Origin of the sequence: Shewanella algidipiscicola (assembly GCF_900380485.1) — a bacterium.
GTDB lineage: Bacteria > Pseudomonadota > Gammaproteobacteria > Enterobacterales > Shewanellaceae > Shewanella > Shewanella algidipiscicola.
Window position 1 is genome coordinate 354,490 of record NZ_OXJV01000017.1, and the last position, 23,723, is coordinate 378,212.

20 protein-coding genes and 1 pseudogene are annotated in these 23,723 nt (G+C 47.7%); 4 read left to right on the top strand and 17 right to left on the bottom strand.

Annotated elements, in window-relative coordinates; translation table 11 throughout:
* Nucleotides 1-32: 32 nt before the first annotated feature.
* From DN599_RS13770 to cobB, 8 genes are all read right to left on the bottom strand, one after another.
* Nucleotides 33-1,166: an enoyl-CoA hydratase/isomerase family protein gene (locus DN599_RS13770; protein WP_110458153.1), complete on the bottom strand. Its 1,134-nt coding sequence runs from the start codon at nucleotides 1,164-1,166 to the stop codon at nucleotides 33-35.
* Nucleotides 1,166-1,939 carry an enoyl-CoA hydratase gene (locus tag DN599_RS13775; RefSeq protein ID WP_110458154.1) on the bottom strand — a complete coding sequence of 258 codons (774 nt, stop codon included), beginning with the start codon at nucleotides 1,937-1,939 and terminating at the stop codon, nucleotides 1,166-1,168. Before DN599_RS13775 ends, DN599_RS13770 begins: the two co-directional genes overlap by 1 nt.
* Nucleotides 1,940-1,960: 21 nt before the next feature.
* Nucleotides 1,961-3,118 carry an acyl-CoA dehydrogenase family protein gene (locus tag DN599_RS13780; RefSeq protein ID WP_110458155.1) on the bottom strand — a complete coding sequence of 386 codons (1,158 nt, stop codon included), beginning with the start codon at nucleotides 3,116-3,118 and terminating at the stop codon, nucleotides 1,961-1,963.
* 196 nt (nucleotides 3,119-3,314) lie between these two features.
* Entirely contained in the window at nucleotides 3,315-4,820 is a 1,506-nt protein-coding gene (locus DN599_RS13785) for a CoA-acylating methylmalonate-semialdehyde dehydrogenase (protein WP_110458156.1), read from the bottom strand.
* A 116-nt stretch (nucleotides 4,821-4,936) separates the two neighbouring features.
* Nucleotides 4,937-6,127 (bottom strand): thiolase family protein, encoded by a 1,191-nt coding sequence (locus DN599_RS13790; RefSeq protein WP_110458157.1) that lies wholly within the window; start codon nucleotides 6,125-6,127, stop codon nucleotides 4,937-4,939.
* A gap of 357 nt (nucleotides 6,128-6,484) precedes the next feature.
* On the bottom strand, nucleotides 6,485-7,186 hold the full coding sequence (locus tag DN599_RS13795) for a Type 1 glutamine amidotransferase-like domain-containing protein (RefSeq protein WP_162599212.1): 702 nt from the start codon (nucleotides 7,184-7,186) through the stop codon (nucleotides 6,485-6,487).
* Between the two features lie 62 nt (nucleotides 7,187-7,248).
* Complete coding sequence (locus DN599_RS13800; protein WP_110458196.1) at nucleotides 7,249-7,719, bottom strand: AAA family ATPase; 471 nt, start codon at nucleotides 7,717-7,719, stop codon at nucleotides 7,249-7,251.
* Between the two features lie 44 nt (nucleotides 7,720-7,763).
* The gene (cobB, locus tag DN599_RS13805; protein WP_110458159.1) at nucleotides 7,764-8,504 is read right to left on the bottom strand and encodes a Sir2 family NAD+-dependent deacetylase; all 741 of its coding nucleotides are present in this window, start codon (nucleotides 8,502-8,504) and stop codon (nucleotides 7,764-7,766) included.
* Between the two features lie 319 nt (nucleotides 8,505-8,823).
* Here cobB and fur point away from each other — a divergent pair, with 319 nt between their 5' ends.
* Nucleotides 8,824-9,255: a ferric iron uptake transcriptional regulator gene (gene fur / locus DN599_RS13810; protein ID WP_110458160.1), complete on the top strand. Its 432-nt coding sequence runs from the start codon at nucleotides 8,824-8,826 to the stop codon at nucleotides 9,253-9,255.
* A gap of 252 nt (nucleotides 9,256-9,507) precedes the next feature.
* Here the strand turns inward: fur and DN599_RS13815 are convergent, their stop codons facing one another.
* The 9 genes from DN599_RS13815 to sdhC form a co-directional block, all read right to left on the bottom strand.
* Entirely contained in the window at nucleotides 9,508-9,771 is a 264-nt protein-coding gene (locus DN599_RS13815; protein ID WP_110458161.1) for a PepSY domain-containing protein, read from the bottom strand.
* A gap of 332 nt (nucleotides 9,772-10,103) precedes the next feature.
* Nucleotides 10,104-10,976 (bottom strand): succinate--CoA ligase subunit alpha, encoded by an 873-nt coding sequence (gene sucD, locus DN599_RS13820; protein ID WP_110458162.1) that lies wholly within the window; start codon nucleotides 10,974-10,976, stop codon nucleotides 10,104-10,106.
* Nucleotides 10,976-12,142, bottom strand: coding sequence for an ADP-forming succinate--CoA ligase subunit beta (sucC, locus tag DN599_RS13825; protein ID WP_110458163.1), 1,167 nt, complete (start codon nucleotides 12,140-12,142; stop codon nucleotides 10,976-10,978). The genes sucD and sucC overlap by 1 nt, the downstream gene beginning before the upstream one ends.
* A 101-nt stretch (nucleotides 12,143-12,243) precedes the next feature.
* Entirely contained in the window at nucleotides 12,244-13,431 is a 1,188-nt protein-coding gene (gene odhB, locus DN599_RS13830) for a 2-oxoglutarate dehydrogenase complex dihydrolipoyllysine-residue succinyltransferase (RefSeq protein WP_110458164.1), read from the bottom strand.
* A 30-nt stretch (nucleotides 13,432-13,461) separates the two neighbouring features.
* A complete protein-coding gene (gene sucA / locus DN599_RS13835; RefSeq protein ID WP_110458165.1) occupies nucleotides 13,462-16,281 on the bottom strand; it encodes a 2-oxoglutarate dehydrogenase E1 component in 2,820 nt (939 codons plus the stop codon).
* Nucleotides 16,282-16,497: 216 nt separating this feature from the next.
* Complete coding sequence (locus DN599_RS13840; RefSeq protein ID WP_110458166.1) at nucleotides 16,498-17,205, bottom strand: succinate dehydrogenase iron-sulfur subunit; 708 nt, start codon at nucleotides 17,203-17,205, stop codon at nucleotides 16,498-16,500.
* A gap of 10 nt (nucleotides 17,206-17,215) precedes the next feature.
* Complete coding sequence (gene sdhA / locus DN599_RS13845; RefSeq protein ID WP_110458167.1) at nucleotides 17,216-18,982, bottom strand: succinate dehydrogenase flavoprotein subunit; 1,767 nt, start codon at nucleotides 18,980-18,982, stop codon at nucleotides 17,216-17,218.
* A complete protein-coding gene (gene sdhD, locus DN599_RS13850; protein ID WP_110458168.1) occupies nucleotides 18,983-19,330 on the bottom strand; it encodes a succinate dehydrogenase, hydrophobic membrane anchor protein in 348 nt (115 codons plus the stop codon).
* Nucleotides 19,324-19,698: a succinate dehydrogenase cytochrome b556 subunit gene (sdhC, locus tag DN599_RS13855; protein ID WP_110458169.1), complete on the bottom strand. Its 375-nt coding sequence runs from the start codon at nucleotides 19,696-19,698 to the stop codon at nucleotides 19,324-19,326. Before sdhC ends, sdhD begins: the two co-directional genes overlap by 7 nt.
* A 435-nt stretch (nucleotides 19,699-20,133) precedes the next feature.
* On the opposite strand from sdhC, the gene DN599_RS13860 reads away from it, so the two are divergent.
* The 3 genes and pseudogenes from DN599_RS13860 to DN599_RS13870 form a co-directional block, all read left to right on the top strand.
* Nucleotides 20,134-21,423 (top strand): citrate synthase, encoded by a 1,290-nt coding sequence (locus tag DN599_RS13860; protein ID WP_110458170.1) that lies wholly within the window; start codon nucleotides 20,134-20,136, stop codon nucleotides 21,421-21,423.
* 1,289 nt (nucleotides 21,424-22,712) lie between these two features.
* Nucleotides 22,713-23,258: a GNAT family N-acetyltransferase gene (locus DN599_RS13865; RefSeq protein ID WP_110458171.1), complete on the top strand. Its 546-nt coding sequence runs from the start codon at nucleotides 22,713-22,715 to the stop codon at nucleotides 23,256-23,258.
* A gap of 178 nt (nucleotides 23,259-23,436) precedes the next feature.
* Nucleotides 23,437-23,723: pseudogene (locus DN599_RS13870) on the top strand (transposase); the annotation flags it as partial.

Genomic DNA, 23,723 nt, shown 5'->3' on the forward strand with positions numbered 1-23,723 from the left:
GGGCGAAATCACCCCATCGACCTTATGGGCCATTATTGGCCTAGTGTGGCAAGCGGATGCTCTGCCGCCGCCCAAGGGGACGTCAGCAGCGCCGATACTGCCGCCTCTGGCACAGTGTCAACACTGGCGAACTTCCACTGCGGCTGGCGATCTTTATCGATAAGCAGTGCGCGCACCCCTTCGACAAAATCACCTATCGCGCAGCAGTTGCAGCTCAGTCCAAGCTCAAACTGAAACACTTGTTCAAGTGATAACTCTGTGCCTAAACGTGATTGTTCATACACCAGATGCAGACTCAGCGGGCTGCCCGCCAACAGGGTGTTTATTGCCCGTTCAAGCCAAGGTAGCTGATGTTGCGCCGCTGTCACTTTGGCCATGATCTGGGCTAAATCACCGCTCATTAACTCATCAATTAACCCTTGATTATCGGCCAATGTGCTGGGGCCCATCGGGATAGCACAGCGACCCGACATCGCCTCAATTAATGCATTGAGTTTAGTATGATTGGCCCCAATATCGGCTTCCCAATCGACGCTCGACAGCGCGTCCAATAAGGGCTCTTTATCGGCACTATTCAAATAATGATTGCCCAGCCCCACAAAATGAGCGTCGGCACCATTCATATTATAAGCGGTCATGCCGAGAAAACGGCCGATATGGCCAGGCATACGATTTAAGAAATAACTGCCCCCCACATCAGGGTAAAGTCCAATGGTCACCTCTGGCATGGCGATGCGCGATTTTTCGGTGACAATGCGATGACTGGCGCCAGCCATGAGTCCGAGGCCGCCGCCCATCACTATGCCATCGCCCCACACCAAAACCGGTTTATCGAAGGTGTGCAGTAGATGATCTAAATGATACTCGTCGGTAAAAAACACCCTCGCCATCTCGGTCACTTCACCCGGCGTCTCTTTAGCGGCGTGATACAGGGCGCGTACATCGCCACCGGCGCAAAAGGCTTTCTCACCGGCACCATCTAACACCACCATGGCGATGGCATCATCTTGCGCCCACGCAGTCAGTTGACGCGTCAGCGCCTGGATCATCTCCATATTGAGCGCATTAAGCGCCTTTTCCATGTTCAGCGTGGCCACCCCGATCTGCATGCCCGATAAGGTGCCTAAGGTTTGAAATATCACGCTATTGCTTTGCTCAATACTCATTAGCTATTGGTCCATTTTGCTGGGCGCTTCTCTAAAAACGCATTAACCCCCTCGGCCTGATCTTGGGTGTCAAACAGGCCAACAAATAATTCTCGCTCCAGCGGCAGCGCCTGAGAACGTGGCATAGAACGGCCCGCTTGAATCAACTGCTTACATACAGTCACGCTGCTTGGACTCTGGTTGGCCACTTTGGCCGCCAGCGTCATTGCAGCATCGAGCGCGCCACCTTTGGCCACGACCTCCTCGACCAACCTCAGTTGCAATGCTTTATCGGCATCGACACGCTCACCACATAAGATCATTCGCTTAGCCCAGCCTTCCCCGACTAAGGCAGTGAGATTTTGCGTGCCCCCCGCGCAAGGCAGTAAGCCGACGGTCGCCTCAGGCAATGCCATCACAGCTTGCGCTTCAGCGATGCGAATATCACAGGCAAGCGCCACCTCGAGACCGCCCCCCATGGCATAGCCGTTGATTGCGGCAATCGAGACACCACGAAAACCGCTGAGGGCTTCGAACGCTTCGCCAAAATGTTTAGCCATGGTAGCCGCATTGCCTTTATCACCATCGGCAAACAGTTTGAGATCGGCACCAGCACTAAAGAATTTGTCGCCCTCACCCGTTAACACTAACGCGTAAATATCTTTGTTGGCGTTAAGTTCACTCACTTTTTGCTTAAGCAGCTGTAAACTGTCAGCCGTCCACGTGTTTGCAGGCGGATTGTTCATGGTCAAGATAGCCGTGTGGCCAACAATGGTTTCAATAATGGCACTCATTCTTACTCTCCTTGGTCACAATTACAGGATTGGGTTTGCATTCTCATCGAGCAAACGACGGGCAATGATCAACCGCATGATTTCATTGGTGCCTTCAAGTATTTGATGCACGCGCACATCGCGGAAATGGCGCTCTAATGGGTATTCGCGGATATAACCGTAACCGCCGTGAAGCTGCAAAGCACTATCGCAAACGCTAAAGCCAATATCGGTGGCAAACCGTTTTGCCATGGCGCAATAAGCGGTCGCTTCAGGATCGCCACTGTCGAGTTTAAAAGCGGCTAAACGCACCATTTGCCTTGCGGCGACCAACTCGGTCGCCATATCGGCTAACTTGAACTGCAGCGCTTGAAACGCCGCAATCGGCTTACCAAACTGTTGACGCTCGTTCATATATTGGGTCGCGCGTTCCAGCGCCGCTTGCGCCGTGCCCACTGAGCAGGTGGCAATATTGATGCGGCCGCCATCTAAGCCCTTCATGGCAAACGTAAAACCTTGCCCTTCCTCGCCTAACAGATTGCTCACAGGCACTCGTACATTATCGAAGGTAATTTCACGGGTTGGCTGGGCGTTCCAGCCCATCTTGTCTTCGGCTTTGCCGTAACTAATCCCTGCGGTGTCTGCTGGTACGGCAATGGCGGAGATCCCCTTAGGACCGGCTTCACCGGTGCGGCACATCACAACCAACATTTCGGTCGCGCCCGCGCCAGAGATAAACATCTTAGCGCCAGAGATCATATATTCGTCGCCTTCACGAATAGCTTTGGTTTTGAGTGACGCCGCATCACTGCCCGCGCCCGCCTCAGTTAAGCAGTAAGACGCCAGTTTTTCGCCTGTGGTTAATGGCGCTGACCACTCATCGCGCAGGGTTTGCGAGCCAAAGCTGGTGATCATCCAAGTGGCCATATTATGAATAGTCAACATCGCCGTGGTGGCGGTGCAGCCCATAGATAACTGCTCGAAAATAATCGATGAGTCGAGGCGAGATAATCCCATGCCGCCTTCCGATTCTGGCGAATACAAAGCGCAAAAGCCCAGCTCGCCGGCTTTTTGAATCACCTCTTTTGGGAAGTAATGTTCTTCATCCCATTTAGCGGCAAAGGGAGCCAACTCTTCATTGGCAAATTGGGTTGCCAGCTCGGCAAACTGACGTTGATCTTCATTCAGATTAAAATCCATCTGATTAACTCCTTGTGCACCTGTGATTATTCGCCGTTATATTGCTGGTTAACGACTTGATTATATTGGTGCATTGCTTGTTGATTGTAGAATATAAGGTTAAGGGTTGTGCCCAAGCAGCGCCTTACGCCATGGGGGCTAAGCAGAAACTTAGCCCCCACACAAACAGCTCGGCAGCCTCCTGCGCAAGGCTCTCCTATTTTAATGCTATGGTCATATTCGGCGCGTGATGCTCAGCATCTGAGATGTCCGACTCAAACCAGCGTGCGGTGATGGTCTTAGTCTCAGTGTAGAAACGCACCGCCTGCTTACCGTAGGCGTGCTGATCGCCATAGAAACTGCCTTTCCAACCGGTAAATGAGAAGAAAGGCAGTGGCACAGGAATTGGCACGTTAATTCCCACCTGACCCACTTCAATATTATGCTGATACTTACGGGCCGCCGCGCCGCTAGCCGTAAAGATAGAGGTACCGTTGCCGTAAGGGCTGGCGTTGACTATCTCAATCGCCTCTTCAAGGGTGTCACTTTCCATGCAGCACAGCACGGGACCAAAGATCTCCTCTTGGTAGATGCTCATGTCCGTGGTCACATTGGTGAACATGGTCGGGCCAACCCAGTTGCCACTCTCATAGCCTTCGACCGTAAAATCGCTGCCATCGAGTAAACATTCGGCGCCCTCTGCTTTGCCTTGAGCAATTAATTTCAATACGCGCGCTTTCGCGGCGGGGCTGATAACGGGGCCATAGGCAGCCTCTTTATCATCCCATAAGCCGGGTCTCACCTTTGCGATAGCATCACGCAGCTCGGGGATCCAGTTTTTCGCTTCACCGACAAATACCGCCACCGACAGCGCCATACAGCGCTGCCCCGCAGCACCAACCGATGCACCGACTAAGTTATTGATCACTTGCTGTTTATTGGCATCAGGCATGATCACGCAGTGGTTTTTAGCGCCGGCGAACGCTTGCACACGTTTAAGATTGTCGGTACCCGTCTTGTAGATGTATTGCCCAACGCCAACGGACCCAACAAAAGAAATGGCTTTAATATCTTGATGGGTCAGCAGCACATCGACCGCGGTTTTATCGCCATGAACGAGCTGCAACACCCCTTTGGGCGCGCCCGCTTCTTCAAACAGTTCTACAAGACGCTGTGGCGTCATCGGATCTTGCTCCGACGGCTTAAGCACAAAGGTATTACCGCAGGCGATCGCCAAAGGGAACATCCATAATGGGATCATCGCGGGAAAGTTAAACGGCGTGATACCGGCGCAAACCCCCAAAGGCTGGGTATAGCTATAGGTATCGATGCTGCGCGCCACATTTTCAACGGTTTCGCCCATGATGAGGTTAGCAATGTTGCAGGCATGCTCAGCCACTTCGATGCCGCGCCACACATCGCCTTTGGCATCTTCAAAGGTTTTCCCTGTTTCTTGAGCTAGAATCGTGGCAATTTCATCATGATGGGCTTTTAGCAGATGTTGATAGCGAAACATGACCCGCGCACGCTCTGATACTGGCACCTCTTTCCAGGTAGCAAAGGCGTGTTTCGCACTGGCAATGGCCGTTTCCACTTCTGATGGCGTTGCCGCATTAATGGTCGCTATCACTGCATTATTGGCCGGATTAGTTACCGAGATCTGCTGCGTTCCTTGGCCTAAAGTAAATTCACCATCGATGTAATGTTTAACTTGAATCGTCATATTGCTTTCCTAAGATCTTTTTAACTAAGACAAAAATGTAAGTGACAACTAAAAACTCACACCGTTAACAGAGGTTTTGCCAATGGGCTAACAGATGATTAGCCCGAGCAAATGGATTAAATTTCAATCGCCATCGCAGTAGCTTCACCACCACCGATACATAAAGATGCCACACCACGCTTAAGCCCTTTAGCCTTTAAGGCATGGATTAAGGTAACCAGTACCCGCGCACCAGAGCAGCCTATCGGGTGTCCAAGCGCGCAGGCGCCGCCGTTAACGTTAACTTTAGCTTCATCCAATCCGAGTTCTGAAATGGCGAGCATGGTGACCATGGCAAAGGCTTCGTTGATCTCAAAGAGATCAACATCGGCTTTATTCCAGCTGACGTTGTCGAGCAACTTAGTCATGGCGCCGACTGGGGCTGTCGTAAACATCGATGGCTCTTGGGCATGAGTGGTATGTCCCTTAATGGTTGCCAGCACCTCAAGCCCTCGCTGCTCGGCTTGCTCACGGGTCATGAGCATAAGTGCCGCCGCGCCATCGGAAATTGAACTGGAGTTGGCCGCCGTGATAGTACCGTCTTTGGCAAATGCGGGGCGCAGTGTGGGGATTTTTTCAGGGCGTGCATTACCAGGTTGCTCGTCGGTGTCGATAACCAGATCGCCACGACGACTACTTACTGTTACAGGGGTAATTTCAGCTTTAAACGCACCCGTTTCAATCGCAGCATTGGCTTTTTGCAGTGAACTTAGCGCAAAGTTATCCATCGCTTCACGGCTAATAGAAAAATCATCGGCGGTCTTTTGAGCAAAGGTACCCATTGCACCGCCGGTATAGGCATCTTCAAGGCCATCGAGGAACATGTGATCCATCACTTTACCGTGCCCCATACGCATGCCACCGCGGGCTTTATCGAGTAGGTAAGGCGCTTGACTCATGCTCTCCATGCCGCCGGCGATAACAACATTGGCACTGCCTGCTTTAATTAGATCATGGGCTAACATCACCGTTTTCATCCCAGAGCCACAGACTTTATTGACTGTGGTGGCACCCACTGATAATGGCAAGTCGGCGCCTAAAGTGGCTTGACGGGCCGGCGCTTGACCAAGACCCGCTGGCAAAACACACCCCATGAGCACTTCATCAACATCATTGCCTGCAAGCTGAGTGAAATCCATCAAGCCTTTGATGGCTGTGGCTGCCAGTGTTGGCGATGCCACGCTCGACAGTGCGCCTTGAAAGCCGCCCATTGGCGTGCGCTTAGCTGCCACAATCACGATATCTTGATTTGTTTGCTCGTTAGTCATCTTCCGCTCCATCTCGGTATTTTTTGCTCGAACCACATGTTGATACCACGTGACGAACTGTGATCAATTTCAAATAATATCACTGTGACGTTTACGCGAACGTAAAGCAAGTGTTAACTCGCCAAAATGGTATAACTTTAGTCTAAGGTTTTGTCAGTCTGGATTTACACTTTGGCGTAATGTGCATGAATGGCCAAAAAGATTGCTGGCAGATAAAGAGAGGACACCTGCCACGATAAAGACAAGCGAATTTGAACGGTAAAAATTTACACCATTAAAAATCAAAAACTTAAATTAAAAGTGCCAGTGAAAGGCTATCGATAAAAGCTAGGCATAAGATCAAGTTATCGGCACTCATTAAGTGAGCGCCATCAAGGCTACACCGTCAAACAATAACGGTTGACCAAAACCGATTAGCTGCTGTTCTCGATAGACCAGAGCATCACTATCGGCGCATAAAATTAGCGGATATTGAGCCAATTCTTGTGACGCGATAAGCTGAGCCGCCGCGACGCTGATATCGACCCCATGCTGGCTAAAATCAACATGGGGAACAAATTGGTAGGGTAATAAGCCTAACGCCGACAAGTTGTCCAGTTGCACTTGGTTGTGATCGCCACATAAAGAGGCTGAAGTAATGTTTGGTGTCATTAACATCGCTCCGGCGCTTAAGCCGATCATTGCCGCCCCCTTTGCCGCAAAGGCTTGCAAGCACTCCATCGCACCGCGCTGCTGTATAGCGGCAAGAAACGCAAAGGTGTCACCGCCAGCAAGATGAATCGCATCACATTGGCATAAAGCCTGTAATGCGGACGCCGAATAGTCTTGTTGCAGGTCGGTATAACAGCAAAGCTCAGCGCCGAGTGCAGCATAGGCCACTTGGGTTTGCCTGTAATAATCCCGTTCAGGCTCATGCGCAGAGGCAAGATAACCCACTTTAATAGGATCTGCGCTAGGCAAATGTGCCTCTGTTAACGTATCCAACACGCAGGCGATGGCTTGCTGCGCCGCGCTGCAGTGAATATCGCTCAATAACGCTAATGTTAATTTACCCGTCAAACGGCACGTCCTTATCTCAGTTGTTATATTCTTGCTGCAATGCAGCCACCAAACTTGCCGATTTAAAAATCTTCAAATTGTTTGGCCATAGCGCGAATTTGCTTTAATCCCACCCCATGCTGATTACGCTCGGCGCACATTTGCTGATGCGCATCATTCAGCGGCTTGCCAATTAACACAATACGCACCCGATACCCTAGCGCCTTTGCCGCCGCGTCGTAGGCCATGTATTCCCAATAGGCCATATTGGTATTATCACAGATAACAATCGGCTCACTCCGTGCCAACGCCTGAATAAACAGGGTTAAATTGCGTTGATGGTATTCACTCAACCGACTGGCATTAAACTGGTACTGCCCCTGTTGATAAAATAAGTTATCGGTCGAAAAATAACCCCGCTGCCTTATTTGTTGCGCTACTGCCGGAGGCTGCGCTGCAATAAACTGTTCGACCCAATAACTTTTACCGCTGCCAGGCAAGCCGCGCATGATAATCGCTAACTTGTCAGCCTGAACATTCTGACTGGCCAGCATCCCATCAAGCGCGGCGCTTGTATCAAGCTCTATATCTAATTGCATTACTGCGGCGCACCTATTAGCTCATCGTTAATCTTGTCACCACGCAAAATCGTATCCACCAGGTGCGGCAAAATGCGGCTGGCCTTATCCTGCAGATGATATTGAAACTGACTGTGGCGATCGGCGGGCATAATATTGACTTCAACCGTTTGTGCGCCATGATGGTTAGCCGTGTCGACAAATCCGGCTGCCGGATAAACCGTCCCCGAGGTGCCGATGGCAATAAATAGATCACAGGTGTCCAGTGCATGTTGAATACGGTCTAGTCCGATAGGCATTTCACCAAACCACACCACATGAGGCCGCAGGCGCTGGGCCGGTATGCAACAGGTGCAGGTATGGTTTACCCCAAAATGATCTGTCAATAGAAAGGTCTGTTGTGAACGCGGACAGCGGCCTTTAGTGAGCTCGCCGTGCATATGCAGTAAGCGGCGAGACCCCGCCCTTTCATGCAAGTCATCAATATTTTGCGTCACTACAAGTAGCTGGCCATCAAACTCTTGTTCGAGCCTGGCGAGCGCCTTATGTGCCTCATTAGGTTCGATATGGCCATCATGCAGCTGCTGCCAGCGTTCATTATAAAAGCGCTCTACCATTTCAGGATCACGCGCGTATCCTTCTGGGGTCGCCACATCTTCGATTTTATGCTCTTCCCACAGCCCGTCTTGATCCCTAAAGGTTCTGAGCCCCGACTCGGCCGAGATGCCTGCCCCGGTTAATATCACGATCTGCCGATACATCTGCTTTCCTTATTCTTGTTATCGTTAGCTCAATACTGACTCTGTGCCATATGCCAATACACGGATGTTTAATGTAAGCCTGCCAGAACTCACTGGTGAGCTGTATTGGGCATAAGTATAAATAACACTATAAAAAGTATGTGTAAAATTCATTATTTTTTACAACAAAACAGCCTATTATTGTCTATTTGCTGCCTAAGCGAACAATATGCAAGATCAAAGGTTTAAGTTTTTAAATTCAGACCCTATAATGGTTCCCAATATCAACAACTGAACCTCTATTGGCTTTGCTAATGGTTCTGCAATCAAGAGATTTATAATGACAGATGGAAATCAAGCGCTAAAGAAAGCGGGATTAAAGGTCACCTTACCACGAGTCAAGATCCTCGAACTGATGCAAGGACCCGAAAATCAACATATCGGTGCAGAAGAACTATATAAAAAGCTACTCGATATTGGTGAAGAAATTGGGTTAGCCACCGTTTATCGTGTATTAAATCAATTTGATGATGCAGGCATTGTCACTAGGCATCACTTCGAGAGCGGCAAAGCGGTTTTCGAATTATCATCACAACATCATCACGATCACTTAGTCTGTTTATCTTGCGGCAAGGTGATTGAATTTTCTGATGACATGATTGAACGTCGTCAAGATGAAATCGCGATGAAACACAATATTAAATTAACCAATCATAGCCTCTATCTCTACGGGGTTTGCACTAATGATGAGTGCGATCACGGCGATGCTTAATGGTTAACAGGCCAGAGGCGATATTGCTAAATTAATCGCAGCTTTATCTTGATAGCCCCAAGGCTCAAGAGCTGATATGAAAAAGGGATCCTAGGATCCCTTTTTCATTGGTTGCTTTTCACATTTGAGGAGTCAATGCATAGGCCTAAGAAGACAATGCCTAAACGTGGCGGTCACCCTCGGCATGACTGTACTTATCAAAAACGTGTTACTGACACTTTAAAGCCAAATTTACCCAGACATGACCTCGGCTTAATCGTCTAATCTATCTGAAATAACTTTACCATCAATGGGATCGATGCGCAGTTCACGCTCTACCCCATCTTTGTAAGCTTCCACTTCCCACTGGCCTCTTTTAACAGAGACTTCAGTAATGGGCGAATAGCCTTGCGCTTCTAATGCCTTTATCACTTCAGAAAGCGGTTTAGCATCGACGGGGGGCTTCTCATGTGCAAAAGAGTGAGTCGCACCAAGGCATAAAGTACAAGCTATCATTGCACCAAACAGCTGCTTCATAATATCTCTCCTTCATTGCATTTGGATAACACGTTAATTGGGACGATGACCTGACGCCCACTGACATCATGTCGTCTCTTTTTCGCGGCAATTTTTATCATAGGAATTTTTGCTGTTCAATAATTTTTAGCAGCAAAAAAATGCGTTTTTATATAAATACAGTTATATGACAGCCTGATATAAAACATGGCACGATTAACTGACATAACAACTGACAAAACAGAGGCAAAATACCGGCGTGTAATGGCTTTAGCCGTGGGTTATCCCGCTAAACGATCAAAAATAACCCACAAAAAAAGCGCCCTAAGGCGCCTTTTTACAAGTGGGTAAGATTACCAACCTGTTTTAGTACGTAGTGCACTGCCGATATCAGCAAGTGAACGTACGGTAGTTACGCCTGCGGCTTCTAGTGCTGCAAACTTATCTTCTGCAGTACCTTTACCACCAGCGATGATCGCACCAGCGTGACCCATGCGCTTACCTTCTGGTGCAGTCACACCAGCAATGTAAGAGACAACAGGCTTAGTCACGTTAGCTTTGATATATTCAGCCGCTTCTTCTTCAGCCGTACCACCAATTTCACCAATCATCACGATGGCTTCAGTTTGTGGATCGTTTTGGAACATTTCCAATACGTCGATGAAGTTAGTGCCAGGAATTGGGTCACCACCAATACCAACACAAGTTGATTGGCCGAAACCTTCGTCAGTGGTTTGCTTAACCGCTTCGTACGTTAGCGTACCAGAGCGAGAAACAATGCCGACTTTACCAGGCTTGTGGATGTGACCAGGCATGATACCAATCTTACATTCACCCGGGGTGATAACACCTGGGCAGTTAGGACCGATCATGCGAACGCCAGTCTCTTCAAGCTTAACCTTAACTTGCAGCATATCCAGAGTAGGAATGCCTTCAGTAATACAAACGATTAGCTCGATGCCGCCGTCGATAGCTTCAAGAATGGCATCTTTACAGAAAGGGGCTGGTACATAGATAACGGTTGCTGTTGCGCCCGTTTCAGCCACTGCGTCTTTAACAGTATTAAATACGGGCAGACCTAAGTGAACCTGACCGCCTTTTCCTGGAGAAACACCACCAACCATTTGAGTGCCATACGCAATAGCTTGCTCAGAATGGAAAGTACCTTGACCACCAGTGAAACCTTGGCAAATGACCTTGGTATCTTTATTGATTAATACAGACATTATTTGCCCTCCGCAGCAGCAACAACTTTAACAGCAGCGTCAGTTAGTGACTCGGCTGCAATAATGTCAAGACCAGAGTTAGCCAATACTTCGCGACCGAGATCAGCGTTAGTACCTTCAAGACGAACAACCACTGGCACTTCAACACCCACTTCTTTCACTGCGCCAATGATGCCTTCGGCAATCATGTCACAACGTACGATACCGCCAAAGATGTTCACAAGAACCGCTTTAACGTTGTCGTCAGACAAAATGATCTTAAATGCTTCAGCTACGCGCTCTTTAGTCGCTCCGCCGCCAACGTCTAGGAAGTTAGCTGGCTTGCCGCCGTGTAGGTTAACGATGTCCATTGTACCCATTGCTAGGCCAGCACCGTTTACCATGCAACCTACGTTACCGTCTAGGGCAACATAGTTAAGCTCAAATTTAGCCGCATGTGCTTCACGCGCGTCATCTTGTGATGGATCGTGCATGTCGCGGATTTTTGGTTGACGGAACAATGCGTTGCCATCGATACCTATCTTACCGTCTAGGCAGTGAATGTTGCCTTCGGTGGTGATAACCAGCGGGTTGATCTCAAGCAGTGCGAAATCATGGTCGTTAAACATCTTAGCCAGACCCATGAACACTTTAGTGAACTGCTTCATTTGTGTTGGGTTTAAACCCAACTTGAAGCCAAGATCACGTGCTTGGTAAGGCTGTGGACCCGTTAGCGGATCGATAATGGCTTTGTGAATGAGTTCTGGCGTTTCTTCAGCCACAGTCTCAATCTCAACACCACCTTCAGTTGATGCCATAAACACCACGCGACGAGTCGCACGGTCAACAACAGCGCCAAGGTAAAGTTCGTTAGCGATATCGGTGCAGCTTTCGACTAAGATTTTAGCAACTGGCTGACCTTTTTCGTCAGTTTGGTAAGTCACAAGGTTCTTACCTAACCAATTTTCAGCGAATGCTCTAATCTCTTCTTTATCGCCGGTAACTTTAACGCCACCTGCTTTACCACGGCCGCCTGCGTGTACTTGACACTTAACAACCCACATATCACCGCCAATATGGCCTGCCGCTTCTACCGCTTCTTGAGGGGTATCACAAGCAAAACCTTCTGACACTGGTAAACCATATTCGGCAAATAGGGATTTTGCCTGATACTCATGCAAATTCATGATGATCTATCCGTATACTTCTTATCAAATCCAACCAGCTCATAGGAGCCAGTAGCGAGGGTGATGCCCACCAAAGCGATGGACATCGAATCAACGTCGTCTTACAGGTCGAGTAGTAGACGAGTTGGGTCTTCGAGGAAGTCCTTAATGGCAACCAAGAAGCCAACAGACTCACGGCCATCGATAATGCGGTGGTCGTAAGAGAGTGCAAGGTACATCATAGGCAGGATTTCAACCTGACCATTCACTGCCATTGGGCGATCTTTGATGGCATGCATGCCCAAAATCGCACTTTGTGGCAGGTTCAAAATAGGCGTCGACATTAGCGAGCCAAACACCCCACCGTTAGTCACGGTAAAGTTACCGCCAGTCATATCTTCAACCGTCAGCTTACCGTCACGGCCTTTAAGCGCCAATTCACGCACGTTACGTTCGATATCAGCTAGGCTCATGGTATCTGTGTCACGCAGTACTGGCGTCACCAAACCACGTGGCGTCGAAACGGCGATACTCACATCGAAATAGTTGTGATAAACAAGATCATCACCATCGATAGAGGCGTTGACTTCAGGGAAACGTTTTAGCGCTTCGGTCACGGCTTTGACGTAGAAAGACATAAAGCCTAGACGAATACCATGACGCTTCTCGAACACCTCTTGATACTGCTTACGAATGTCCATGATAGGCTTCATGTTCACTTCGTTGAAGGTGGTCAACATGGCTGTTGAGTTCTTCGCTTCAAGTAGACGATTGGCAATAGTCTTACGTAGACGTGTCATAGGAACACGTTTTTGACTGCGCTCACCTAAAGGCGCAACAACAGCAGCCGGCGCTGATGCAGGCTTAGCTGCAGGTGCAGATTTCACGAAGGCTTCAACGTCTTCTTTAGTGATACGTCCACCCACGCCAGTGCCTTTAACTTTAGCCGCATCAACATTATGCTCGGCGATTAAACGACGAACTGATGGGCTTAGCGCATCGTTTGACTCATCACTTGCTGCTTCTTGTGGAGCTTCGGCTTGCGCCTTAGTCACTTCTTGACCGGCAACCGCGCCAGCAACAAATTTAGCAATCACAGCTTCACCTAGAACGGTGTCGCCTTCTTCGGCTAGAAACTCAACGATTGAACCATCTTCTGGCGCAACCACTTCAAGTACCACTTTATCGGTTTCGATATCAACCAAGTTTTGATCACGAGTCACTTGCTCGCCAGCTTTAACGTGCCAAGTGGCGATGGTTGCATCAGCAACTGATTCTGGCAGTACGGGTACCTTGATTTCGATACTCATGGAAAGCTATCCTTTTTAAATTATCAATTACTACAGTTTTAATGCGCTATTTATTAGAGATTCTTGCTGCTGAGCATGCAGTGCTGGGTAACCACAAGCCGGGGCAGCAGATGCTTCACGGCCAGCGTAGGTTAACTGTGCGCCTGCTGGAATCGCCGCCCAGAAATGGTGTTGGCTACAATACCAGGCACCTTGGTTCTGCGGCTCTTCCTGACACCAAACGAAATCTTTAACGTGCTGATATTGCGCCAGGATTTGTACCATGTCCTCATGTGGGAACGGATACAATTGCTCGACACGGATCAGGGCGATATTGGTAAGATTCTCTTTGCGACGCTTTTCAAGCAGCTCAAAGTACACCTTACCACTACAGAACACGACGCGATCCACCTTGCTGCTATCTTGCTCATCGATCTCTGCAATCACGTTTTGGAAGGTGCCAGTGGCAAGCTCTTCCATACTCGAGACAGCTAACGGATGACGCAGTAGAGATTTAGGCGACATGACCACCAGTGGACGACGCATAGGACGTACCACTTGGCGACGCAGCATGTGATAAACCTGCGCAGGCGTTGATGGCACGCACACTTGCATATTGTGGTTAGCACAAAGTTGCAAGAAACGTTCTAGACGCGCACTGGAATGCTCTGGACCTTGCCCCTCATAACCGTGTGGCAACAGCATGGTTAAGCCACATAGGCGGCCCCATTTTTGCTCACCCGATGACAAGAACTGGTCAATCACTACCTGCGCGCAGTTAGCGAAGTCACCAAACTGGGCTTCCCAAAGCGTTAATCCGCCAGGCTCGGCTGTGGCGTAGCCATATTCAAACGCGAGTACTGACGCTTCAGACAATACCGAATCGGAGATATCGATAGGGCCTTGCTCGTCAGCCACATTACGCAGTGGCAGATAAGCCGTAGCATCGTTTTGATTGTGCAATACTGCATGGCGATGGAAAAAGGTGCCGCGTCCTGAGTCTTGACCCGTAATACGCACACGCTTGTTATCTTCAAGGATTGAGCCGTAAGCTAAGGTTTCAGCAAAACCCCAGTCAAGCAGCTTTTCACCCTTTGCCATGGCAACGCGGTCTTTATAAATCTTGGCGACACGTGACTGTAACTTGTGATTTTCAGGCACATAGCTTAACTTGTCAGCCAGATTTTGCAGACGCTCGATAGACATTTCACCTGGGTAGGTTTCGTCCCATTCGCGATTAAGGTAAGGCGTCCAGTCAACCGTATGTAGCGTCATTGGGCGCCACTCTTTAACGACGCAATCACCTTTATCTAACGCATCACGGTAGTCGTTGATCAAGCCTGTGACTTCATCAGCGGCTAACGTATTGTCTTCGATAAGACGATCGGCATAAATCTTACGCGGCGTAGGATGCTTTTTAATCTTGGCATACATTAATGGCTGCGTTGCGCTTGGCTCATCGGCCTCATTATGGCCATGACGACGATAACAAACCAGATCGATAACCACATCACGCTTAAACTCGTTACGGTAATCAACCGCCAGCTGCGCAATAAAGGCTACCGCTTCAGGATCATCAGCATTAACGTGGAAAATAGGCGCCTGCACCATCTTAGCGATATCGGTACAGTATTCTGTTGAGCGAGTATCTTCAGTCAAGTTAGTGGTAAAGCCCACTTGGTTATTGACCACGATACGAATACTGCCGCCCACTTTAAAGGCACGGGTTTGAGACATATTAAATGTCTCTTGTACTATCCCCTGACCTGCAATAGCACTGTCACCATGGATGGTGATGGGCATCACTTGCAGACCTGTTTTACAACCACGGCGATCGAGACGTGCTCTAACAGAGCCCATCACCACAGGGTTAACGATCTCAAGGTGCGATGGGTTGAACGCAAGGGCTAGATGAACATTGCCACCTGGCGTTTCAAAATCAGAGGAGAAACCTTGGTGATACTTAACGTCGCCTGAACCATGTAATTCGTCGCTGTGCTTACCAGCAAACTCATCGAACAGCTCTGACGGTTTTTTACCGAGAATGTTAACCAGTAGGTTTAAACGACCACGGTGAGCCATACCTACGACCATCTCTTTGGTACCGGCTTGGCCACCACGATAGATGATTTCACGCATCATAGGCACGAGTGCGTCACCGCCCTCTAGTGAGAAGCGCTTAGCACCGGGGAACTTGGCGCCGAGGTATTTTTCCATACCTTCGGCGGCGTTAAGGCCTTCGAGAATACGGAGTTTGGTGGATTTATCGTAATTAGCTCTACCTAAGGATGGCTCCAAACGTTGTTGGATCCAACGTTTCTCATCGGTATCTGTGATATGCATGTATTCAGCGCCGATAGCACCACAATAGGTGGCTTTCAGTGCATTCACAAGATCACCTAGCTTCATGGTGTCGCCACCGTGAGCAAATGAACCTGTGTTGAATTCACGCTCCATATCATCGCTAGTTAACCCGTGGAAGGCTGGGTCCAGTTCAGTGACGGTTTCACGCTTCCATAAACCGAGGGGATCCAGATTCGCATTCTGGTGACCGCGGAAACGGTGAGCGTTGATCAACTGTAGGACTTTAACTTGTTTAGCATCCACATCAGGGTCGGTAATACGAGCTGAGCTCTTATGGCGGCCTTCTAATGCTAAACTACGAAAATATTCACGTACTTTTGAGTGGGCAGCTTCGGGCGCATCTGTTGCGCCGTTGGCATATGGGAGGTTATCAAATACCGCGCGCCAGTCGTCTGATACTGACTGTGGGTCTTCTTGATAGGCTTCATACATCTCTTCTACATAGGTCGAGTTCGCACCACTTAAGTGAGACGAATCGAGCCAGGCTTTCATGATGCCTTGGTGCATTTCTATTCCTTTCAAACTTTATACACGTGTTTAGCCAAAGTCTTAAAAATGCAATCCCAGTTAATCGCACTGCAATTGCAATCTATCTGCCGCCCCGAGAATCCAGATTGTACGGCACATGTGTAGTTCCATTACATAAAAGAGCCACTTCCTCTCAAAGAAGAAGTGACTCTTCATGAGCTATATCATTATTAGAATCAGCTCAAGTTGTTGCATTTACACTGCTCTCTTAAGCAACATTGACTTAATGTGTCCAATGGCTTTAGTCGGATTCAATCCTTTCGGACAAACATCCACACAGTTCATGATGCCATGGCAACGGAATACGCTGTATGCATCATCAAGCTCAGACAAACGCTCTTCAGTCGCGGTATCACGGCTATCGATAAGGAATCGATAAGCATGTAATAGGCCACTTGGACCGATAAACTTGTCTGGGTTCCACCAAAACGATGGACAGGCTGTAGAACAACAAGCACACATAATACACTCGTATAGACCATCTAAGTGTGCACGTTCTTCAGGTGATTGCAGATGTTCACGCGCAGGCGCTTTTTCATCGTTAATCAAATAAGGTTTAATCTTTTCGTACTGTTTGTAGAACTGAGTCAAATCGACAATCAGATCACGTACCACAGGCATGCCTGGTAGTGGACGGATCTCAATAGTCTTACCCTTAAAGGTCGATATTGGCGTGATACACGCCAGACCGTTCTTACCGTTCATGTTGACACCATCACTACCACACACACCTTCACGGCATGAACGGCGGAACGCCAATGTTGGATCTTGCACTTTAAGTTGCATCAGTACATCAAGCACCATCATATCGGTACCGTCAGCCACTTCCAACGTGTAATCCTTCATGTAAGGCTTAGTGTCTACGTCAGGATTATAGCGATAAATAGCAATCTTTAAATTCATCTGACAGTCCTTAGTAAGTACGCTTGATTGGCGGGAACGCGGTACGAAGCTTGGGCTCCATGTTCACATCACGCTTAGTCATCTGCTCAGTCACTGGGTCAAACAGACTGTGACACAGCCAGTTTTCATCATCACGCTCAAGGTAATCTTCACGTGAATGCGCACCACGACTTTCAGTACGGTAGTTAGCTGCATAGGCTGTGGCTAACGCCGTTGCCATTAAATTGTCTAGCTCAAGACATTCGATACGTTGCGTATTGAACTCTTGTGAGTTGTCAGACAGCTTAGCATTAGCCAAACGGTCGCGAATAGCCTTAAGTTCAGCCAGACCTTCAGCCATAGCGTCACCGCTACGGAATACCGAGAAATTAAGCTGCATACATAACTGCAGATCTTTACGGATTGTGGCTGGATCTTCACCGTCCTTATTGTTTTCCCAACGGTTTAGGCGCTCAAGCGACTTAGCGATATCGGCATCTGTCGCATCTTTTGGATCGGCAGTGGCGTCAAGCGCTTTTCCTAAGTGTTGACCCGCAGCACGACCAAATACCACTAAGTCGAGTAGTGAGTTACCACCTAAGCGGTTTGCACCATGTACGGATACACAGGCAATTTCACCGACAGCAAATAAGCCGACGACATCTTGCTCGCTGCCATCTTCATTCTTACGAATCACTTGACCGCTGACTTTCGCAGGTAAACCACCCATCATATAGTGACAGGTCGGTAAAACTGGGATTGGACCATCGGCGGGATCGATGTGAGCAAAGGTACGAGACAGTTCACACACACCCGGAAGACGCGCTTCTAAGGTTTCTTTACCTAAGTGGTCAAGTTTCAACAGACAGTGTGGCCCTAATGGACCATCGAGGCCACGACCTTCACGAATTTCAGTCATCATTGAACGTGCAACCACGTCACGTGATGCCAAATCTTTCGCGTTTGGTGCATAACGCTCCATGAAACGCTCGCCGTCTTTGTTGAGCAGGTATCCACCTTCACCACGGCAACCTTCGGTCACCAAAACACCGGCGCCAGCAATACCCGTCGGGTGGAACTGCCACATTTCCATGTCTTGCATCTGCACGCCAGCGCGCATCGCCATACCAATACCGTCACCAGTATTAATGTGTGCGTTAGTGGTAGAAGCGTAGATACGCCCTGCTCCACCAGTCGCGAGAATCGTGGCCTTGGCTTTGAAATAAACGATTTCACCAGTTTCGATTTCGATTGCAGTACAACCGACAATCGCGCCGTCATCATTCTTGACTAGATCCAGTGCATACCACTCAGAGAACACTTCAGTCTTGTGCTTAACGTTCTGCTGATAAAGACAGTGTAATAATGCATGACCTGTACGGTCGGCGGCTGCTGCGGTACGTGCCGCTTGCTCACCACCAAAGTTCTTCGACTGGCCACCAAACGGACGCTGGTAAATCTTACCATTGTCAAAACGTGAGAATGGTAAACCCATCTGCTCGAGTTCGATAATGGCTTCAGGACCGGTTTTACACATAAATTCAATCGCTTCTTGGTCACCGATAAAATCGGAACCTTTCACGGTATCGTACATGTGTTGTTCCCAGTGATCTTCATGGGCGTTACCCAGCGCTACGGTAATACCACCTTGCGCTGACACGGTATGAGAACGCGTTGGAAACACTTTAGATAACAGCGCGCAGCTTTTACCTTCTTTAGAAATCTGTAGTGCAGCGCGCATACCAGCGCCACCTGCGCCAATAACAACTGCATCAAATTCACGAACTGGAATACTCACTTAAACACCCCACACAATAACAATGCCAGCAGCCAAATAAGAGAAGGCAGCCACGACGAAGACGAATTGGAGTACACCACGCAAACTGACGCATTTCACGTAGTCTGTCAGCACCTGCCAAATACCAATCCATGAGTGGATTAATAAGGCAACCAGCGCCAGTAATGTAAACACTTTCATCGGCAGAGTGCTGAATAGACCATGCCAGACGTCATAAGTGAGAGGAGAACTAGCGGCGATAAATCCTACTAAAAAGATAGTGTAACAAGTAAGGATAACTGCACTAGCACGAATAAGAATAAAATCATGAACGCCACTGCGCCCAAGACTTGCTGCATTTGTTACCATACCCAAATCCCCGCAATGATTGACAGTGCCGCGGCAATAACGAAGGCGGCTTTCGCTGAAGCGTTACCTGAGTCTAACTCTTCCCAACGTCCAGTATCCATGATGAGGTGGCGTACGCCAACCACAAGATGATAACCCAGCGCGGTTAGAATTCCCCAGACGACAAACTTAACGAATAAGTTATCAAACAGAGATTGTATGCCAGCGAAACTCTCAGCAGATGCGAGTGATTCACTCAACATCCAGATAAGAATGCCTACGGCAAACAGCATGATAACACCGGATACACGGTGTAGGATTGACGCAATCGCTGTTGCAGGAAAGCGAATGGTCTGCAGATCTAGATGGACAGGTCTTTGCTTTTTCACGTTCTGCTCACTTCTGCTCCATTGAGCATTATTTTTGTTATCGAACCCCTTTCGAACGAAATTTGATCAGCAAGCAAACTTACTACCTCGTCTCGCCACAAAAGAAAAGTTTAAACAAACTGTTAACTAATTCAAAAACCACTAAATTAAGCTTGTGAAAAATGGTTTATGAATTGGTTTGTTTGTAGCTCTTTCGAGCCGAGGCAAGTATACGCCGCCGAAATGTCAAATACAAACATCACATTATGCAAATTTTGTTTTTTTGGTAAAAAAATCTGCCAAGTTCCTGTATTGATAAGGGCTTCAGCCAATTTAAGACCATGGTCTAACGAATTTAAACGCTTATTTAAATTGAAATGTGATCTAGATTCACTGTAAAGTATTGGCGTTTGACAAAGCCGCACTCACATAAGAATGAAGTAAGGAGAACGGGGTATGGCTGATAATATAGCCAAATTGGAACTACCAGGGAACGATTCGATTGACCTGCCTATCAAAAAAGGAACAGCAGGATTTGATGTTATCGACATCAGCAAACTAGGTAGCAAAGGTCACTTTACATTTGACCCAGGATTTTTAGCGACAGCATCCTGCGAATCAGCTATCACTTATATTGATGGCGCCCAAGGTATACTTTTACACCGTGGTTACGCAATCGACGAATTAGCCGTCGAATCAGACTATTTAGATCTTTGTTATCTATTGCTTTACGGTGAGTTACCCACTAAGGCCCAATACGATAAGTTTGTCTACACGGTAAAGACTCATACTATGGTTAACGAGCAACTGGCTTCGTTTTTCCGTGGTTTCCGCCGTGACGCCCACCCAATGGCCATGCTATGTGGTGTGACGGGCGCATTATCTGCGTTTTACCAAGACTCTTTAGACGTTAACGATGAACATCACCGCGAAATCGCCGCGTTCCGTTTAGTGTCTAAAATGCCAACGATTGCAGCCATGTGCTACAAATACTCAATTGGCCAACCCTTTATCTATCCACGCAACGACCTAAGTTACGCGGGTAATTTCCTAAGCATGATGTTTGCTGTACCGTGCGAAGAATATAAGGTAAATCCAATTGTTGAACGCGCGATGGATCGTATTTTTATCCTTCACGCCGATCACGAACAAAACGCATCAACCTCTACTGTTCGTTTAGCGGGCTCTTCTGGAGCTAACCCATTTGCGTGTATCGCAGCGGGTATCGCCTCACTTTGGGGTCCGGCTCACGGCGGCGCCAATGAAGCCTGTTTAAACATGCTTGAAGAGATTGGCACAGTTGATCGTATCCCTGAGTTTATTGCACGCGCTAAGGATAAAGACGATCCTTTCCGCCTAATGGGCTTTGGTCACCGCGTTTACAAGAACTTCGACCCACGCGCTAAAGTGATGCGTGAAACCTGTCATGAAGTGCTTGCCGAACTTAAAGTAAACGATCCGCTACTTGATGTGGCGATGGAGCTTGAACGCATTGCACTTGAAGATGAGTACTTTGTGTCTAAGAAGCTGTATCCGAATGTCGATTTCTATTCGGGCATCATCATGAAAGCCATCGGCATCCCGACCAGTATGTTTACCGTGCTATTTGCACTGGCACGTACTGTTGGCTGGATTGCCCACTGGAAAGAGATGCTAGATCAGCCTGGTCACAAGATCAGTCGTCCACGTCAGCTATACACAGGCTCACCTGAGCGTAGCTTTGTCGATTTGGACAAACGCGGCTAATCAATACGATTTTTGCTAAACGTTAAAAGGCACTCATTGAGTGCCTTTTTTATTCGCAGCTATCTAATGGTAGTGTTAACCCTCATGCTCATGGCAACCAATTGCTTGCAGCATGCTTACGTACTAGTGCTTCTTCGGCACCGCTGGCGCTCTTTTTTGAAAAGAATCATCCCTCGGTGCTCTGCGATTTCACTCCTGAAATCGAAGATCACAGCCGCATCTACGCCGACTTATCACTCTCTTCGATTTAGCCGTAATTGGTATCCACAGAACCGTTAAAAGCAAAATTATTTTTGGACAAAAGTATCTTAGCCTTCGAATGAAGGTGTTGACATTTTTTCTTCGGCTTAGCGGGAGCTTGGCAAGTGTGTTTAAAATCGAACCTTCATTGTAGTTAATAGCCTGCGGCGGTGATGTATATGGATATACGAGTGTCGTGATCACATGGATGTGACGGAACGACCTTATGTGCAGATACTGCTTCGGGGCGCTTTGCGCCGTCCATGGCCGCTTAACGAAAACGTCCCTGTTTTCGATACCCTCAGCCGCATCTACACCGGGTTATTCTGTCTCTTCGATTTAGCTTCACTTGGTGCGAGTTGTGAGTTAAAAGCTAACGTGGTTATACCCCTTTGTGAGTTACAGGCGATAAGCAGTACAGAACAGTGACGAGACTATTGACCTACTATTACTAATCTATAAGTGACAATCACTGATTACTTTCGATTCAACACCAATGCCAATGCTCACTTTGCAGATTTTCATGCTCGTTTATCCAACGTTGTTCTGATAGAGTGCTTATAAATCAATAGCTTTAATTTAGTAAACTTTAAATAATAGGTTTATTAAATGTGCATGCGCGTTTTGCCAAATATGTGCGCATGCGCACTAATAAAATGTTCTTGACCTGCGGTAGACGATTTTTAGCAAACAAGAAGTGATATTTCAGTCTAGCCGAAGGCATAGATAGAGCCAAACGCGATGGAAGAAACGCCTCATTTATGATAGCTTGAAGGCCCTTGCTAAGGCTCGTAAAGCGAAGCTTTCAAAGAGACCTGCAAGAGTCTTCAAGTAAAGCAGCGATGCTTCCCTCACGCCGCTGGGGGCTCACATCAGCCCCAAGGGCATGGAATATGAACTCACGGATTGAGTAGCGATAACCTCCTCTCTCCGAAAGTAAAGAACAAGCCGTTACACGAGACCTTCGGCTCGTGAACTAGATCGTTAGCACCTAAGAGCATATTAGCTGAGAGTTGATAAATTAAATTGTTAATCATAAGGATTGAGTGATGAATCAGTGTGAAAAGGTGAATAACCTAAAGATACGTAGGGCTATTCTGGGCGATATTTCCCAAATGGTTCATGTCGAAAAAGAGTCAGGTGCTGTCTTTTCTGCAATGCCAGTCGAATTTTTGAGTTGTTTACCAGAAAATTTGCCCTTACATAGCAAAGAGTTTTATGAACGAGCTGTTAGAAACAATGGCGTGTGGTTAGCAGAGCTTGATTCAAAAATTGTAGGCTTTATATGTTTAGAAAAAATTGAGGATGAGTCTTCAATTCACATATCAGAATTTGCTGTAGATTATAACCACCAAAGGAAAGGTATAGGAAACCAGCTATTAAGCTATGTTATTAATTTAGCTGAAAATGAAAACAAGGACCTTACATTAACGACTTTCTCCAATGTCCCATGGAACGCGAATTATTATAGAAAGTTAGGATTTATAACCTTAAATGTTAATAAGCTAAACGACAGACTGAAATCGTTGATCGAGCATGAAATTGAAGTAGGGTTGCCGAAACAATACCGTTGCGCAATGAAACTTACAGTTTAGTAATACCAGACGCCTTAAAGTGCTAACAATGCATTTAAACGGAACTAAAACAGTTGGTTAGGTTCCGCTTCGCTCCACATTATAACCAACAAACAAAATAAATAGCCACCCATAGTTAATGTGCATCAGAAACGACCTTCTACTAAGCTTTGAAGGAGCATTAGACAAGGAGGTTGTTATGCCACGCCCTCGCCGTACCCAAATTAGTCTTGAAGACACACCCTATTATCATTGTTGTAGCCGTGTAGTGAGGCGCGCCTTTTTATGTGGTGATGATGCCTATTCGGGGAAAAATTATGATCATCGCCGCAGTTGGATTGAATCGCTGTTGTTTGAGCTTGCAGCGGCTTTTGCCATTGATGTGGCAGCATTTGCCGTAATGTCGAATCACCTTCATGTGGTGCTACGTATTGACATCGAGACCGCAAATTGCTGGACTGACCGAGAAGTGCTTGAACAATGGCA

What these genes read in the sequence shown, in the direction of transcription:
- DN599_RS13770 (WP_110458153.1), bottom strand. Translation starts at nt 1,166, where the DNA reads ATGAGTATTGAGCAAAGCAATAGCGTGATATTTCAAACCTTAGGCACC.
- DN599_RS13775 (WP_110458154.1), bottom strand. Translation starts at nt 1,939, where the DNA reads ATGAGTGCCATTATTGAAACCATTGTTGGCCACACGGCTATCTTGACC.
- DN599_RS13780 (WP_110458155.1), bottom strand. Translation starts at nt 3,118, where the DNA reads ATGGATTTTAATCTGAATGAAGATCAACGTCAGTTTGCCGAGCTGGCA.
- DN599_RS13785 (WP_110458156.1), bottom strand. Translation starts at nt 4,820, where the DNA reads ATGACGATTCAAGTTAAACATTACATCGATGGTGAATTTACTTTAGGC.
- DN599_RS13790 (WP_110458157.1), bottom strand. Translation starts at nt 6,127, where the DNA reads ATGACTAACGAGCAAACAAATCAAGATATCGTGATTGTGGCAGCTAAG.
- DN599_RS13800 (WP_110458196.1), bottom strand. Translation starts at nt 7,719, where the DNA reads ATGCTGGCCAGTCAGAATGTTCAGGCTGACAAGTTAGCGATTATCATG.
- cobB (WP_110458159.1), bottom strand. Translation starts at nt 8,504, where the DNA reads ATGTATCGGCAGATCGTGATATTAACCGGGGCAGGCATCTCGGCCGAG.
- fur (WP_110458160.1), top strand. Translation starts at nt 8,824, where the DNA reads ATGACAGATGGAAATCAAGCGCTAAAGAAAGCGGGATTAAAGGTCACC.
- DN599_RS13815 (WP_110458161.1), bottom strand. Translation starts at nt 9,771, where the DNA reads ATGAAGCAGCTGTTTGGTGCAATGATAGCTTGTACTTTATGCCTTGGT.
- sucD (WP_110458162.1), bottom strand. Translation starts at nt 10,976, where the DNA reads ATGTCTGTATTAATCAATAAAGATACCAAGGTCATTTGCCAAGGTTTC.
- sucC (WP_110458163.1), bottom strand. Translation starts at nt 12,142, where the DNA reads ATGAATTTGCATGAGTATCAGGCAAAATCCCTATTTGCCGAATATGGT.
- odhB (WP_110458164.1), bottom strand. Translation starts at nt 13,431, where the DNA reads ATGAGTATCGAAATCAAGGTACCCGTACTGCCAGAATCAGTTGCTGAT.
- sucA (WP_110458165.1), bottom strand. Translation starts at nt 16,281, where the DNA reads ATGCACCAAGGCATCATGAAAGCCTGGCTCGATTCGTCTCACTTAAGT.
- DN599_RS13840 (WP_110458166.1), bottom strand. Translation starts at nt 17,205, where the DNA reads ATGAATTTAAAGATTGCTATTTATCGCTATAATCCTGACGTAGACACT.
- sdhD (WP_110458168.1), bottom strand. Translation starts at nt 19,330, where the DNA reads ATGGTAACAAATGCAGCAAGTCTTGGGCGCAGTGGCGTTCATGATTTT.
- DN599_RS13860 (WP_110458170.1), top strand. Translation starts at nt 20,134, where the DNA reads ATGGCTGATAATATAGCCAAATTGGAACTACCAGGGAACGATTCGATT.
- DN599_RS13865 (WP_110458171.1), top strand. Translation starts at nt 22,713, where the DNA reads ATGAATCAGTGTGAAAAGGTGAATAACCTAAAGATACGTAGGGCTATT.